The organism is Bordetella saccharivorans, from assembly GCF_045862855.1.
GTDB lineage: Bacteria > Pseudomonadota > Gammaproteobacteria > Burkholderiales > Burkholderiaceae_B > Bordetella_A > Bordetella_A petrii_F.
In genome coordinates, this window is the sequence record NZ_BAAFZO010000001.1 from 2973900 (window position 1) to 2987778 (window position 13879).

A 13879-nucleotide genomic window follows, 5' to 3' on the forward strand; every position below is an offset into this window, starting at 1 on the left:
ACAAAGTCGCAGTGGAAAGAGGAAGGGGGAACAGGGCCTAGACAGGCCGGTGCAGTTGCAGGTCGCGAACCGGCAGGGACTCGAGCCGCCAGGCCTGGTCGCGCAGCCGGCGCGCGCCGGCCGCGCCCAGTACCGGCCCCGCCAGCTCGTCGAACTTGGCGTCCAGCTCGGCATCGCTCAGCGGCGCCTCGGGATCACCCTTGCGGTACGGGGCGAAATGGCTGTGGCGGACGCCGGCGCGCGTGTGGATGGTGACCCGCGCGGCGCGCTGGCCCGGGAACGCGGCGGTCAGCGCCGGATCGGCGCGCAGCGTGATGCGGTCCATCAGCGCGCGCAGCGCGGGGTCGGCCAGGCGCGCGGGCTCGAAGGCATCGAGGCGCACCGAGCCATACTGCAATGCGTGCGCCACGACATAGAACAGGCTGAACTTGCCCTCGAACGGCGTGCGCGGGTCGCGGTTGCCGGTCACATCCAGCGTGGCCTGGTAGGCGTCCACCTCGATGCGTTCGATATCTGTCGGGGTGAGGCCGTGCTGGGCGCGCAGGGCCAGTGCCGCGTCGATGGCGGCGAAGGTGTGGCCGCAGCAGCCATGGTTCTTCTGGGTGATATGCAGGATGTTGTAGTGCTCGCCCAGCCCGTGCGCGGCGCGCGCCCAGTCCGGGCTGTCGGCCAGTGCCGCGCCGAAGCCGACCGGGCCGTCGAGCATGCCGGCCGCGCCTGTCAGGCCATGCGCGGCGCCCAGGCCCGCGCGCACGCCGGCATTGGCGGCATTGCCGGCGTGCAGCGCCTTGGTCATTGCGTCGGACCGGAAGGCCTGCTGCAGGCCGGCCGCGAAACTGGCCGCGGTGGCCAGCGCATGCCGCATGGCCTGGGCATCGCCCGGCGCTGCCAGCGCCGCCGCGGCGGCGGCCGCGCCGAAGGCGCCGACGGTGCCAGTGGTATGGAAGTAGCGGTAATGCGCGGGTTGTACGGCCGCGCCGATGCGGGTCGATATCTCGTAGCCGGCCACAATGGCGTTGAGCAGCGCCGCGCCGCTGGCGTCGCGTTCTTCCGCCACCGCCAGGGCCGCGGCGATCACTGGGCAGCCGGGGTGGTAGACCGCATCGCGGTAGATGTCGTCGAATTCCACGGCGTGCGAGGCGCTGCCGTTGATCCAGGCCGCCGTGGGACTGAACGCCGTGGTGCCGCAGCCCGGCAGGCTCGAGCGGCCCGCGCCCAGCTCGGGGCGGTGCGCCGCCAGCAGCTGCGGGCAGGGCGCCACCCGGGTGCCGGGGTACAAGGCGGAAAACCAGTCCAGCACGGCGCGCTTGGCGTGGTGGATGACGTCGGCGGGCAACTGGCGCGTGCCGTCGCGGGCGCCGTAATCGGCGAGTTGTTCGAGGATCATGCGGTGTCTCCGGCGTGCATGGCCCGGCCTGTCCAGGCGGCCGGGACCTGCGGGTACTCTAGCGACCCGGCCGGCGGGACGGCTGCAAAATCGGCGAAACCTGCTATGCCGTTTTTTCAAACCGGGCGTGCGCCCGGCTCCTAACATGCTGGTCCATGGGCGCGCCGCCGCCGCTTGCGAGAGCGCCGCGTCCATGGACCAAGATGAGGAGACATTCGTGAAGATTCGCTTCAGTGCGCGGGTGGCCGCGTCCCTGTTGGCCATGGCCGGCCTGGCAGCCGCAGCGCAGGCGGCCGGCCAGGCCGACGACTATCCCGCGGGCCCGATCACCCTGCTGGTGGGCTTTCCGGCCGGCGGCCCCTCCGACACGGCCGCGCGCATCCTGGCCAGCCGCCTCGAGGCCGAGATGCCCGGCGCGCGCGTGGTGGTCGAGAACCGCGGCGGCGCCAACGGCACGATCGCGGCGGCGGCGCTGACCAAGGCCCGGCCGGACGGCCAGACGCTGTTCCTGGTCACCAAGAGCCACGTCAATACCAAATGGCTTTATCGCCACTTGCCGTTCGACCCCGCCACCGACTTCCAGCCGGTGGCGCTGCTGCTGACCATGCCCAACGTACTGGTGGTGGGGCCGTCGATCGAGGCGGCGGACTACCGCGGCTTCGCCGCCGATGCCGCCAGCCATCCCGACGAGTACACGGTGTTTTCCACGGGCAATGGCTCCGACCCGCACCTGGCGGCCCAGGAATTCCAGGAGAAGACCGGGTTGAAGTTCCGCCACATTCCCTATAAAGGCGGCGCGCAGGGCATGGTGGACCTGCTGAGCGGGCGCGTCGACCTGTCGTTCGCCACGCTGGGCACGGTGATGAGCTACTTGCAGGATGGCAGCGGCAAAGTGCGCGCCCTGGCGCTGGGCGGCGCCCGGCGCGACCCGTTGCTGCCCGACGTGCCGACCTTTGCCGAAGTGGGCGTGGCCGGTTTCGAGCCGATGGCCTGGTATGGGGTGATGGCGCCGACTGGCACGCCCCGGCCCATCGTAGAAAAGCTCAACCGCGCCATCAATCGCGGCATGAACCAGCCGGAAGGGGTGGCGCTGCTGCACAAGATGGGTGCCTCGCCTGTCAATGCCTCGGTCGAGGCGTTTGCCGCCCTGTACGACCGCGACATGCGGATCAACGGCGAGCTGATCGGCCACCTGGGCGTGACCCTGGACTAGGGCTCGCGATGGGACGCGGATTCGGCCAGGAACTGCAGCAGTTCGGCGACGACCGGACTGGCGCTGTCCTGGTCGCGCACGGCGACGTAGAAGCGGCGCGCGGCCCAGTCGTCCCGCAGGCGCAGCAGCACCAGCCCCATGCTGCCCAGGTAATTGGCGGCGATGCGCTCGGGCACGATGCCGATGCCCAGGCCTTCGCGGATCATGCGGCAACGGGTCTCGAAGTTGGATACCTGCAGCTTCACCGTGGGCGGCCGGGTGACGGTCTGACCCACATAGGCCAGAAACTGTTCCAGCGAATGCCGCGGGAAATAGCCCAGCAGGTCGTAGTCCAGCGCCTCTTCGAGGAACAGTTCGCCGCGTCCGGCCAGCGGATGGCCGATCGGCACCACCAGGCCGACCCGGTCGCTCGCGAACGGGAACGAGGCGACGCCGATGGCGGGGTGGTCGGCATGGTAGATGCCGATATCCGCCGAACCGTCGATCAGCAGGCGGGGGATGTCGTAGCTGTGGGCTTCCAGCAGGTCCACGCTGACGTTGTCGCGCGGCGCCAGGAAGCGCCGCATGCGATCGGGCAGGAACTGCAGGATGGTCGAGGGATTGGCGGCCAGCCGGATCTTGGCCTGCCCGTCGGGCGAATAGATCTTCACCGCCGATTCGGCCAGCTGAACGGCGCGCAGGATCGCCTTGGCGCGCTGGTACAGCAGCGTGCCCGCGGGCGTGGGCTCGACGCCGCGCCCGTGGCGCTGCAACAGCGTGCGCTGCAGGTGGCGCTCGAGTTCGGCCACGCGCTTGCTGGCCGCCGAAGTGACCAGGTTGGCGCGCTCGGCCGCCTTCGACAGACTTTTTTCTTCCACCGCGGCGACAAAGGCCTCCAGGGCGGGAATATCCATGCCTTTCATTGGAATTCTCGGTGCTGCAAGGGCGGCCCGGGCCGCGACAGGAATCCACCGCTTTTATCACGGCCGCGCGGCGCTTGGAAAGCAAGCGCGTGCCGGCCATCTTGACCTAGGTAGCCACGCACATGGATTTCAACCTGAACCCGGAATACCAAGCCTATGCCGATTCGGTGCGCCGCTTCGCGCGCGATCACCTGGCCGCCGGCGCGCTCGAGCGCGCGCACGCCGATACTTATCCATGGGAAACCGCGCGCCTGCTGGCCGACCATGGCTTCCTGGGCATCGCCTTCCCGGAGGCCGACGGCGGCCAGGGCGGCACGCTGATGCACGCGGTGCTGGCCATCCAGGAGATCGCCCTGGTGTGCCCGCGCAGCGCCGACATCGTGCAGGCCGGCAACTTCGGGCCGATCCGCACCTTCGTGGAATACGCCAGCCCGCAGCAGAAAGCCCGTTTCCTGCCCGACCTGCTGGGCGGGCGCAAGCTGATCTCGCTGGGCATGACCGAGCCGCAGGCCGGCTCGGCGGTCACCGAACTGGCCACCCGCGCCGAACGCGACGGCGACGAGGTGGTCATCAACGGCAGCAAGATATTCTCCACCCATAGCCCCGAGGCCGGCGTGTTCCTGGTCTACGTGCGTTTCGGGCCGGGCACCGGCGGCATCGGCTCGGTGCTGATCGAGCGCGGCGCGCCCGGCTTCACCGTGGGGCAGCCGTCGCGCTTCATGAACGGCGAGCATTGGGCCCAGCTATATTTCGAGGATGCGCGCATTCCGGCTTCGCAGATACTGCTTGGCCCGGGCGGGTTCAAGAAGCAGATCTCCGGCTTCAATGTCGAGCGGCTGGGCAATGCCTCGCGTTCGCTGGCGCTGGGCCGCCACGCCTTCAACCTGGCGCGCGAGCACGCCTCGATCCGCAAGCAGTTCGGCCGCGAACTGTGCGAGTTCCAGGGCCTGCAGTGGAAATTCGCCGACATGTGGATGAGGCTGGAGCAGGCGCAATTGCTGCTCTACAAGGCGGCCCTGGAGGGCGAGCACGGGCTGCCCAGCGCCCAGAGCACCGCCATGGCCAAGCTGGCCTGCAACGAGGCGGGCTGGTTCGCCGCCAACGAGGCCATGCAGGTCATGGGAGGCATGGGGTTCAGCCAGGAGTCCCTGGTAGAGTATTGCGTGCGCCGCACACGCGGCTGGATGATTGCCGGAGGATCCATCGAAATGCTCAAGAACCGCATCGCCGAAGGCGTATTCGAACGCAGCTTCCCGCAGCGGCCGCCGAAGGCCGCGTAATGGCCAACTCTTCCGGCGTGGCGCGCGCCCATCCCGAACTCGCCCGGCTCGAGGCGCTGGCGCGCCATCACGACATCCCCGGCCCGGCCGGCGCCGTGCGCTGGCATACGCTCGGCCACGGCGCGCCGCTGGTGCTGCTGCACGGCGGGCATGGCAGCTGGCTGCACTGGGCGCGCAACATCGAGGCGCTGGCGCGCCGCCATACGGTCTGGGTGCCCGACATGCCGGGCTACCTGGATTCGGCCGACGTGCCGCCGCCCTCGGGGAACGACGACCTGGAGCCCTTGCTCGCCGCGCTGCGGGCCACCCTCGACCAGGCGGTGGGCGCCGATACCGCCATCGGGCTGGCGGGTTTCTCGTTCGGCGGCCTGGTGGCGGCCCGCCTGGCGGCCGCCAGGCCGCGCGTGGAGCGGCTGGCCCTGCTCGGCTCGGGCGGCCATGGCATGCCCCGGCCCCGCAAGCTGGACATGCGCAACTGGCGGCAGGCCGCCACGCCGGCGCAGCGGCGCGACATGCTGCGGCACAATCTCAACCAACTGATGCTGTACCGGCACGCGCCCGACGAGCTGGCGCTGGCCATCCATGAAATCAGCTGCGTGGCGACCCGCTTCCGCAGCCGCACCGCCTCGCAGGGCAACGGCATGGTGCAGGCGCTGCGCCAGTACGGCGGGCCGGCGCTGCTGGTATGGGGCGAGCACGACGTCACCGCGACGGCCCGCGAAGTGGCGCCCGCCATTGCCGCCGACGGCCCGGGGCGGCTGTGGCGCGTGGTGCCCGAGGCCGGCCACTGGGTGCAGTACGAGGCGGCGGACGCGGTCAACGACCTGCTGGCGCGCTGGTTCGCCGGCGAATTGCCCGGCTGACCGCGGCGGCGCGCTACGGACGCTTGTAGGCCACGCAGTCCACTTCCACCTTGGCGTCGATCACCAGCCGCGACTCGACGCAGGCGCGCGCCGGCGGATGGTCGCCGAAGTGTTCCCTGAACACCTTGTTGAAAGCGGCGAAATCGCGCGGATCGTCGAGCCAGACGCCGCAGCGCACCACATGTTCCGGGCCATAGCCCGCCTCGCGCAGTGTCTGCAGCACATTGCCGATGGCGGCGCGCGACTGGGCCGTGATGCCGCCGTCGACCACCTCGCCGTCCTGCATGGGCACCTGGCCCGACACATACAGCCAGCCATCGGCCTGCACGGCGCGGGCGAATGGCATGTGCTGGCCGCCCTGGCCGGTGCCGCCGGCCACGCCATAGCGGATGATGCCGTTGGCATCCGGGGTGGGGATATTGCTCATGATGCCTCCTGGAGGGAAGAAGAAAAGCGGCCGAACCCTGCCCGCAGGTCGCCGCTGCGCGGCAGCCAGCGGCCCGCGCGCGCGCCGGTGAGGCGGCCTTCGCGATAGGACAGCTGGCCATTGACCCATACCGCCAGGATGCCTTGCGCGGGCCGCGCCGGGTCGGCGTAGGTGGCGCGGTCGGCCACGCTGGCCGGATCGAACAGCACCAGGTCGGCATGGTGGTCGACGCGCACCAGGCCCCGGCCGGCCAGGCCGAAGCGCGCCGCCGACAGGCCGGTCATCTTGTGCACCGCCTGCGCCAGCGGAAACAGGCCGAGGTCGCGGCTGTAGTGGCCCAGCACGCGCGGAAAGGCGCCCCACAGGCGCGGATGCGGCAGCGGGTCGTTGGGCAGGCCGTCCGATCCGACCATGGTCAGGCGGTGCGCCAGGATGCGGCGCACGTCGTCTTCGTGCATGCCGTGGTACACCGCGCCGGCCGGCTGCAGCCGCCGCGCCGCTTCGATCAGCGGCACTTGCCATTGCGCGGCGATGTCGGCCAGCCTGCGGCCGGCCATGTCCGGATGCGGGTCGGACCAGGTGATATCAATGTCGAATTCGTCGGTGACCTGTCTGAGGTCCAGGGTGGATGAGCTGGCCGAGTAGGGATAGCAGTCACAGCCTACCGGCAGGTAGCGGCCGGCGGTGTCCAGGCTGGCCAGCACTTCGCGGCTGCGGCCCCAGTTGCCGGCGCCGGCGCATTTCAGGTGCGAGACCACCACCGGCACGCGCGCCTGCCGGCCAATTTCGTAGGCCTCCTGCAGGGCCTCGAGGATCTCCGCGAACTCGGAGCGCAAGTGCGTGGTGTACAGGGCGCCGAAGGCGTCCAGCTCGGCCGCCAGCGCCTGCACTTCCGCCGTGTCGGCATGCCGGGCCGACGCATAGGCCAGCCCGGTGCTCAGGCCGATAGCGCCCGCTTCCAGCGCTTCGCGCAGCTGCGCCCGCATGGCGGCGATCTCGGCCGCCGTGGCGCGGCGGTCGAGCCGGTCCATGTGGTTGTTGCGCAGGGCGGTGTGGCCGACCAGCGCGGCCACGTTGACGGTCGGCCGGGCGGCATCGACGGCGCGCGCGTAATCGGCGAAAGTGGGGTAGGCGAACGCGTCGCGGCCGCCCAGCAGGTTCATCGGGTCCGGCGGCTCGCCGCGCAGGCGCACCGGCGCGGCGCTGATGCCGCAGTTGCCCACCACCACGGTGGTCACGCCCTGCGACAGCTTGGGCAGCATGTCGGGCGTGCGGATGACATTGGTGTCGTCGTGCGTGTGCACGTCGATGAAGCCGGGCGCCAGCGCCAGGCCGGCGCCGTCCACATGCTCGCGCGCGGCGGCGGCGCCCAGCGAGCCGATTGCCGCGATGCGGCCCGCGGCCAGCGCCACGTCGGCCTGGAAACCGGCGGCGCCGCTGCCGTCCAGCAGCTGCACGCCGCCGATCAGGGTGTCGTACATCGGCTCAGTCTCCCAGCGGCAGCCGATTGGGGCCGCCGCGGTATTCGTCCAGCGCCAGCTTGATGCGGCGCAGCCGTTCCTGCGTGGCTTCCTGGCGGGCCAGCGCCAGCTCCGTCGCCAGGATGTCGATGGCCAGCAGCATGGCGTAGCGCGACGACGACGGCTTGTAGATGAAGTCGGTCTCGGCGGTCCGGATGGGCAGCACCACGTCGGCCAGTTCCGCCAGCGGCGAGCCCGGGTCGGTGAGCGCGACCATGCGCGCGCCGTACTGCCGCACGATGCGGGCGCCGGCGAGAATTTCCGGGGTGAGGCCGGAAGTCGACAGCACCACCACCACGTCGCGCTCATCCAGGGTGGCCGCCACCATGCGCAGCAGCACCGCATCGCTGTAGGCAGCCACTGCATAGCCCAGCCGCACCAGGCGCGACTGCAGTTCCTGCGACAGCACGGCCGAGGCGCCGCCCATGCCGAAAACATAAGTCATGCGCGCGTCGCGCACGATGCCGGCGGCCTGCTCGAACAGTGTTTCCGTGAACAGCGGCAGGTGTTCGCGCAGGGTAGCCTCGATGTCGGCGTACAGCCGCGCGTAGAACGTGCTTTCTTCCGGCGTGGCCGGATCGAGGAAACGCTCGCCGACCGCGCTGGCCTGCGCCAGCCTGACCTTCAGGTCGCGCGTGTCGTCGCAGCCGACCGAGCGGGCGAAGCGCGAGATGGCGGCGATGCTGACGCCCGCCTTGTGGGCCAGCTGGTCCACCGTTGCGCCGGCCGCCGCGGCGATATCGTCCAGGATGGCGTCGGCCACTTTGCGCTCGGTGGCGCTCAGGCCGTCGCGGCGGCTGCGGATCTGGTAGACGATGTCGCGCGGAGTGGGCATGCCGGGGGTTCCGAGGGAAGAGGGGGAGGCGGGTGGGTTCATGGCGCGATCTCGTCCAGGCGCACGCAGGCGGCGTAATGTCCGCCGCCCAGGTCGCGCGGCGGCGGCACGGCGCCGGCGCACACCTGCGCGGCGTGCGGGCAGCGGGTGCGGAACACGCAGCCGGAGGGCGGGTCCAGCGGACTGGGGATTTCGCCCTTGAGCAGGATACGCGAACGTGGCGCGCGCGGGTCGGGCACCGGCGCGGCCGACAGCAGCGCCTGGGTGTATGGGTGGCGCGGCGCCGCGTAGACCCGCCGCGTGGGGCCGCGCTCCATCACGCGCCCCAGGTACATCACCACGACTTCGTCGCACAGATAGTCGACCACCGCCAGGTCGTGCGCCACGAACAGCATGGTCAGGCCCAGGTCGCGCTGCAGGTCCTGCAGCAGGTTCAGCACCTGCGCCTGCACCGAGACGTCCAGCGCCGACACCGGCTCGTCGGCCACGATGAAGTCGGGTTCGACCGCCAGGGCTCGGGCGATGCCAATGCGCTGCCGCTGGCCGCCCGAGAACTCATGCGGGTAGCGGCGCCGGTGGTCGGCGTTCAGGCCCACGCGTTCCAGCAGTTCGCCGATGCGGGCCGCGCGCCGGTCGCGCGCCAGCCCATGGGTGTCCAGCGCCTCGCCGAGGATCTCGGCCACCGTCATGCGCGGATTCAGGCTGGCGTATGGGTCCTGGAACACGATCTGCATGCGGCGGCGCCAGGGCAGCATGCGCGCCTCGTCCAGGCGGGTGATATCGGAGCCGTCGAACAGGATGCGGCCGGCGGTGGGCGCGAACAGCCGCAGCAGCGCGCGTCCGGTGGTGGTCTTGCCCGAGCCGGACTCGCCCACCAGGCCGACGATGGCGCGGCGCGGGACATCGAAGCTCACATCCTCCACGGCGCGCACCACCTGGCCGCGGCTGGCCGGGAAATGCACTGTGAGTCCCTGTACCTGCAGCAGCGGTCCGGAAGCGATGGGAAGGGCGGCGGTCATTGCGGGATCACCTTGATGCAGCGGGCATGGTGGGCCGGACGCACCGCCACCAGGGCGGGCACCGACCGCGCGCAGGCCGCGTCCGCCAGCCCGCAGCGTGGCGCGAACGTACAGCCCGGCGGCAGGGCCAGCACGCTCGGCACGTTGCCGGGGATCGGCTGCAGGCGTTCGCGGGCGGCCAGCAGCGCGGCCGTTGGAATGCACGACAGCAGGCCGCGCGTGTAGGGATGCGATGGGCGTTCGAACAAATCGTGCACCGTGGCGTCCTCGACGACCCGGCCGGCATACATGACGGCCACGCGGTGGGCGATTTCCGCCACCACGCCGAGGTTGTGGGTCACGAACAGGATGCTCATGCCTGATTCGGCCTGCAGGCGCCGCAGCAGGTCGAGGATTTGCGCCTGCACGGTAACGTCGAGCGCCGTGGTGGGTTCGTCGGCGATCAGCACGGATGGGTTGCACGCCAATGCCAGGGCGATCATCACGCGCTGCCGCATGCCGCCGGACATCTGGTGCGGGTACTCGCCGATACGCCGCGTCGCGGCCGGGATCTCGACCCGTTCCAGCATTTCGCGGGCGCGCCGCAGCGCCGCGGCGCGCGAGCCGCCTTCGTGCTGCAGCACGGCCTCGGCGATCTGGTCGCCCACCGTGTACAGCGGATTCAGGCTGGTCATGGGCTCCTGGAAGATCATCGCGATTTCCGCGCCGCGGATCGCCTGCAGCGTGGCAGGCGCGGCGCGCGCCAGGTCGTGCTCGGCGCCGTGGCGGTCGCGGAAGCGGATGCTGCCCGCCTCGATGCGGCCGGCCGGCTTGGGCAGCAGGCCCATGATCGACAGGCTGGTCACCGATTTTCCCGAGCCCGATTCACCGACGATCGCCAGCGTCTCGCCGCGCGCCAGGTCGAAGGTGACGCCGTCGACCGACTTGGCCACGCCGTCGCGGCTGTGGAACCAGGTCTTCAGCCCTTGCACGGCCAGGATGATGTCGCGTTGGCTCGCGGTCATGTCTACAGCTCCTTGCGCAGGCGCGGATCCAGCACGTCGCGCAGGCCGTCGCCCACCAGTTGCAGCGACATGACCGACAGCACGATGGCGATGCCGGGGAACACCATGATCCAGTCCGCCGAGCCCATGTATTGCTGGCCGGCGTTGATCATGGTGCCCCAGGTGGGAATCTCGGGCGATACGCCCACGCCCAGGAATGACAGGCCGGCCTCGGCCAGGATGGCATAGGCGAAGATGAAGGTGCCCTGCACCAGGATGGGCGACACCAGGTTGCGCAGCACGTGCACGACCACGATGCGCCGCGTCGGCACGCCCAGCGCGCGGGCCGCTTCCACGAACGGCAGCTCGCGGATCACCAGCGTCGAGGCGCGCACGATGCGGGCCAGCCGCGGCGCATACACAATGCCCAGCGCGATCACTACATTCAGCAGCGACGGCCCCAGCGCCGCCACCAGGGCGATCGCCAGCAGGATGTCGGGGAACGCCATCATGGCGTCGATCAGCCGCGACACGAATTTGTCGGCGCCGCGGAAGAAGCCGGCCACCAGCCCCAGCGCGATGCCCAGCACGCTGGACAGCAGCACCACCAGGAAGCCGACCAGCAGCGACAGCCGCCCGCCGTGGATGACCCGGCTGAAGACGTCACGGCCGAAGTCGTCGGTGCCGAACCAGTGGGTCGCACCGGGCGCCTGCAGGCGGTTCATGATGGACAGCTTGTACGGATCGAACGGGCTGATCCATGGCGCCAGCGCGGCCGCGGCCACCAGCACGGCCAGCACGATCAGGCTGGCCAGCACGGTCCGGCGCGCCACCAGCAGGCGCAGCGCCTGCCAGCGCTCGGCGCCGCCGTCGGAGAAAGTCGCGATAGTCATGTCAGTAGCGCACCCGCGGGTCGACCACCAGGTAGAGCAGGTCGATGAACAGATTGATCAGTACGTAGATCGCCGCGATCACCAGCAGCGCGCCCTGGATCACCGGATAATCGCGCCGCAGCACCGCCGACACCACCAGGCTGCCCACGCCGGGCAGGCCGAACACGGTCTCGGTGACCACCGCGCCGCTGACCAGCAGGGCGGTGGTCAGGCCCAGCACCGTGAGGATCGGGATCAGCGCGTTGCGCACGGCGTGCTTGAGGATCACCTTGCGTTCCGGCAGGCCCTTGGCGCGCGCCGTGCGCACATAGTCGTCGCGCAGCACGTCCAGCATGCTGGCGCGGATGAAGCGCGTGATCAGGGCCGAATTGACCAGCCCCAGCACGATCGCCGGCAGTATCAGGTGCGACAGGCGGGTGGCGATGCCGGCGTCCGGCCCGCCATAGCCCGCCACCGGCAGCCAGCCCAGCCTGACAGAGAAGATCTGCATCAGCAGCAGGCCCAGCCAGAAGCTGGGGATGCTGGAGGTGAACATCGAAAAGGTCACCACGGACTGGTCCAGCGCCGTGCCGCGCCGCACCGCCGACAGAATGCCGACCGGCAGCGCGATGGCGCTGGCGATCGCCAGCGACATCAGGGTCAGCCAGAAGGTCGGCTCGGCGCGGTCGGCCAGCGCCGCCAGCACGGGCTTGTCCAGGAAGATGGACTGGCCCAGGTCGCCGCGGGCCAGCTGGCCCAGCCAGGCGGCGTATTGGGACGGCAGGGACTGGTCCAGGCCCAGGCGCGCGCGCAGCGCGTCGATGTCCTGCTGGCTGGCCTGCGGGCCGAGCATCACGGCGGCCGGGTCGCCCGGCGTGATGCGCAGGATCACGAATACGATGGTCGCGACGATGAACATCACGGCCACCAGCCCGACCAGGCGATTCAACAGGTAGCGCAGCACGGTCGCGTCCTCTCCGGTTGGCGGGTTGGCACTACTTGGCCTTCCAGGCGTTCCAGAAGTACGGCCACGGCGTCGGCGCCACGCCTTGCAGCGCGGGGGAGCGGGCGGCCAGCGAATTGAAGTCGCCCACCTTGATGAACGGCACTTCGTCGAACACGGCCTGCTGCACCTCGGCCCAGCGCGCCAGGCGCTCTTGCGGGCTGCGCGCCTGGTTGAAGGCATCCAGCGCCTGGTTGCGGCGCGGCGTGTCCCACCAGCCCGGCGAGTCCTTGGAGGGAAAATCGATCAGCGCCGGCTCCGGCAGGAACGGGCTGTGGGTAATGAAGATATCCCACAGGGCCGGGTCCTGGCGGCGCTGCGTCAGCGTGGCCCAGTCCACCACCTGCAGGTCGACCTTGAAGCCGGCCATCTTCAGGTATTCGGCGGCCACCAGCGCCATCTTGTAGTGGAACTCGTATTGCTGGCTGGTCAGGATGCGCAGCGTGCGGTCGGCCACCTTGGCTTCATCCAGCAGCTTCTTGGCGCCCGCCACGTCGCCCAGGTTGTAGACCTTGCCGCCCAGTTGCGTGGCCCACGGAAAGCCGGCCGGATACAGGTCGCCGTTGAGGCTGTAGAAGTCCTTGCTGCCGAACGCGGCGTACAGCATGTCCTCTTCGTTCAGGGCCCGCTGCACGGCCTGGCGGGCCGGCAGGCTGGCCATGATGCCCTGGCGGGTATTGAGCACCAGGCGCGGCCAGCCGAATGGCTTGAGCAGCATCGGCTCGGACCGGCTGTCCTTGAGCTTGGCGGCCGATTCCACCGGCAGCGCGTCCACGTAGTCGTACTGGCCCGCCGCCGCGCTTTCGACGCGCGTATTGGCATTGCTGACCGGCGCGAAGCGGATCTCGTCCAGGTATTGCATGCGCGCGCCGCCATAGCCGTCGGGCTCGCCGGCGCGCCGCTGGTAGCCGTCGTAGCGCACGAGTTGTATGTACTGGTCCGGCACCCGGGCCTTCAACTGGTACGGGCCCGTGCCGACCACTTCCTTCAAGGGCGTGGCCTGTTTCTCGGCCGGCATCACCACCGCGGCGCTGTTGTTCATGGCCAGCAGGGCGGTCAGCGGCGCATAGGGTTGTTTCAGGACGATGCGCACGGTGTGGGCATCGGACGCCTCGATCGCGGCGATCAGCTTGGCGGCCTGCTTGCCGCGCGAGGCGGTTTCGGTCCAGCGCTTCAGCGACGCGACCACGTCGGCCGAGTCCATGGCCGAGCCGTCGTGGAAGCGGATGCCCTGGCGCAGCGCGATGGTGTAGGTCAGGCCGTCCTCGCTGACCTGCGGCATTTGCTCGGCCAGCAGCGGCGTGGTGTTCCACTTGGCGTCGAACGTGTAGAGGGTCTCGAAAATGTGCTGGGTCAGGATGCCCACCAGGTCGGCGGTGCTGGCCATGGGGTCCAGGGTGGGCGGTTCGCCGATGGTGGCGATCACGGCCGTGCCGCCCTTGACCGGCGTCGCACAGAGCGCCGGGGCGGCCAGCGCGGTCAGGCCGATGGCGCCCGCGGCCAGCAGGCCCGGCCATGCGCCACGGCGGAAGATACGCAATTTCATGGTTTTGTCTCCAGGAGGGGCTACGGCAC

General features: G+C 70.2%; 13 protein-coding genes. 3 read left to right on the forward strand and 10 right to left on the reverse strand.

Translation table 11 applies throughout. The features are described from left to right. Window positions 1-37: 37 nt before the first annotated feature. Window positions 38-1387, reverse strand: a complete 1350-nt coding sequence (locus tag ACKTT0_RS14225; protein WP_407850506.1) for an MmgE/PrpD family protein — start codon at window positions 1385-1387, stop codon at window positions 38-40. A 217-nt stretch (window positions 1388-1604) separates the two neighbouring features. On the opposite strand from ACKTT0_RS14225, the gene ACKTT0_RS14230 reads away from it, so the two are divergent. After that, the gene (locus ACKTT0_RS14230) at window positions 1605-2600 is read left to right on the forward strand and encodes a Bug family tripartite tricarboxylate transporter substrate binding protein (protein ID WP_407850507.1); all 996 of its coding nucleotides are present in this window, start codon (window positions 1605-1607) and stop codon (window positions 2598-2600) included. On the opposite strand, the gene ACKTT0_RS14235 is transcribed toward ACKTT0_RS14230, so the two are convergent. Then, window positions 2597-3502, reverse strand: a complete 906-nt coding sequence (locus ACKTT0_RS14235; RefSeq protein ID WP_407850508.1) for a LysR family transcriptional regulator — start codon at window positions 3500-3502, stop codon at window positions 2597-2599. The two genes, ACKTT0_RS14230 and ACKTT0_RS14235, sit on opposite strands and share 4 nt — an antisense overlap. 122 nt (window positions 3503-3624) lie before the next feature. Here ACKTT0_RS14235 and ACKTT0_RS14240 point away from each other — a divergent pair, with 122 nt between their 5' ends. Together ACKTT0_RS14240 and ACKTT0_RS14245 are read left to right on the forward strand one after the other, a co-directional pair. Further along, window positions 3625-4782: an acyl-CoA dehydrogenase family protein gene (locus ACKTT0_RS14240; RefSeq protein ID WP_407850509.1), complete on the forward strand. Its 1158-nt coding sequence runs from the start codon at window positions 3625-3627 to the stop codon at window positions 4780-4782. After that, entirely contained in the window at window positions 4782-5645 is an 864-nt protein-coding gene (locus tag ACKTT0_RS14245; RefSeq protein WP_407850510.1) for an alpha/beta fold hydrolase, read from the forward strand. The genes ACKTT0_RS14240 and ACKTT0_RS14245 overlap by 1 nt, the downstream gene beginning before the upstream one ends. 13 nt (window positions 5646-5658) lie before the next feature. Here the strand turns inward: ACKTT0_RS14245 and ACKTT0_RS14250 are convergent, their stop codons facing one another. From ACKTT0_RS14250 to ACKTT0_RS14285, 8 genes are read right to left on the reverse strand one after another with little or no spacing between them, the layout of a single operon-like run. After that, window positions 5659-6072, reverse strand: a complete 414-nt coding sequence (locus ACKTT0_RS14250; RefSeq protein WP_407850511.1) for a RidA family protein — start codon at window positions 6070-6072, stop codon at window positions 5659-5661. After that, window positions 6069-7553, reverse strand: coding sequence for an N-acyl-D-amino-acid deacylase family protein (locus tag ACKTT0_RS14255; protein WP_407850512.1), 1485 nt, complete (start codon window positions 7551-7553; stop codon window positions 6069-6071). Before ACKTT0_RS14255 ends, ACKTT0_RS14250 begins: the two co-directional genes overlap by 4 nt. A gap of 4 nt (window positions 7554-7557) precedes the next feature. Continuing rightward, window positions 7558-8427, reverse strand: coding sequence for a MurR/RpiR family transcriptional regulator (locus ACKTT0_RS14260; protein WP_407850513.1), 870 nt, complete (start codon window positions 8425-8427; stop codon window positions 7558-7560). Window positions 8428-8465: 38 nt separating this feature from the next. Further along, window positions 8466-9446, reverse strand: coding sequence for an ABC transporter ATP-binding protein (locus ACKTT0_RS14265; RefSeq protein WP_407850514.1), 981 nt, complete (start codon window positions 9444-9446; stop codon window positions 8466-8468). Then, on the reverse strand, window positions 9443-10450 hold the full coding sequence (locus ACKTT0_RS14270; protein WP_407850515.1) for an ABC transporter ATP-binding protein: 1008 nt from the start codon (window positions 10448-10450) through the stop codon (window positions 9443-9445). The genes ACKTT0_RS14265 and ACKTT0_RS14270 overlap by 4 nt, the downstream gene beginning before the upstream one ends. A gap of 2 nt (window positions 10451-10452) precedes the next feature. Beyond that, a complete protein-coding gene (locus ACKTT0_RS14275; protein ID WP_407850516.1) occupies window positions 10453-11322 on the reverse strand; it encodes an ABC transporter permease in 870 nt (289 codons plus the stop codon). A gap of 1 nt (window position 11323) precedes the next feature. Next, on the reverse strand, window positions 11324-12265 hold the full coding sequence (locus tag ACKTT0_RS14280; RefSeq protein ID WP_407850517.1) for an ABC transporter permease: 942 nt from the start codon (window positions 12263-12265) through the stop codon (window positions 11324-11326). 31 nt (window positions 12266-12296) lie between these two features. After that, window positions 12297-13850: an ABC transporter substrate-binding protein gene (locus ACKTT0_RS14285; RefSeq protein WP_407850518.1), complete on the reverse strand. Its 1554-nt coding sequence runs from the start codon at window positions 13848-13850 to the stop codon at window positions 12297-12299. Between the last annotated feature and the right edge of the window lie 29 nt (window positions 13851-13879).

Excerpts from the sequence above, each read along its gene's own strand:
- ACKTT0_RS14225 (WP_407850506.1), bottom strand. The coding sequence starts at position 1,387 with ATGATCCTCGAACAACTCGCCGATTACGGCGCCCGCGACGGCACGCGC.
- ACKTT0_RS14235 (WP_407850508.1), bottom strand. The coding sequence starts at position 3,502 with ATGAAAGGCATGGATATTCCCGCCCTGGAGGCCTTTGTCGCCGCGGTG.
- ACKTT0_RS14240 (WP_407850509.1), top strand. The coding sequence starts at position 3,625 with ATGGATTTCAACCTGAACCCGGAATACCAAGCCTATGCCGATTCGGTG.
- ACKTT0_RS14245 (WP_407850510.1), top strand. The coding sequence starts at position 4,782 with ATGGCCAACTCTTCCGGCGTGGCGCGCGCCCATCCCGAACTCGCCCGG.
- ACKTT0_RS14250 (WP_407850511.1), bottom strand. The coding sequence starts at position 6,072 with ATGAGCAATATCCCCACCCCGGATGCCAACGGCATCATCCGCTATGGC.
- ACKTT0_RS14255 (WP_407850512.1), bottom strand. The coding sequence starts at position 7,553 with ATGTACGACACCCTGATCGGCGGCGTGCAGCTGCTGGACGGCAGCGGC.
- ACKTT0_RS14260 (WP_407850513.1), bottom strand. The coding sequence starts at position 8,427 with ATGCCCACTCCGCGCGACATCGTCTACCAGATCCGCAGCCGCCGCGAC.
- ACKTT0_RS14265 (WP_407850514.1), bottom strand. The coding sequence starts at position 9,446 with ATGACCGCCGCCCTTCCCATCGCTTCCGGACCGCTGCTGCAGGTACAG.
- ACKTT0_RS14270 (WP_407850515.1), bottom strand. The coding sequence starts at position 10,450 with ATGACCGCGAGCCAACGCGACATCATCCTGGCCGTGCAAGGGCTGAAG.
- ACKTT0_RS14275 (WP_407850516.1), bottom strand. The coding sequence starts at position 11,322 with ATGACTATCGCGACTTTCTCCGACGGCGGCGCCGAGCGCTGGCAGGCG.
- ACKTT0_RS14285 (WP_407850518.1), bottom strand. The coding sequence starts at position 13,850 with ATGAAATTGCGTATCTTCCGCCGTGGCGCATGGCCGGGCCTGCTGGCC.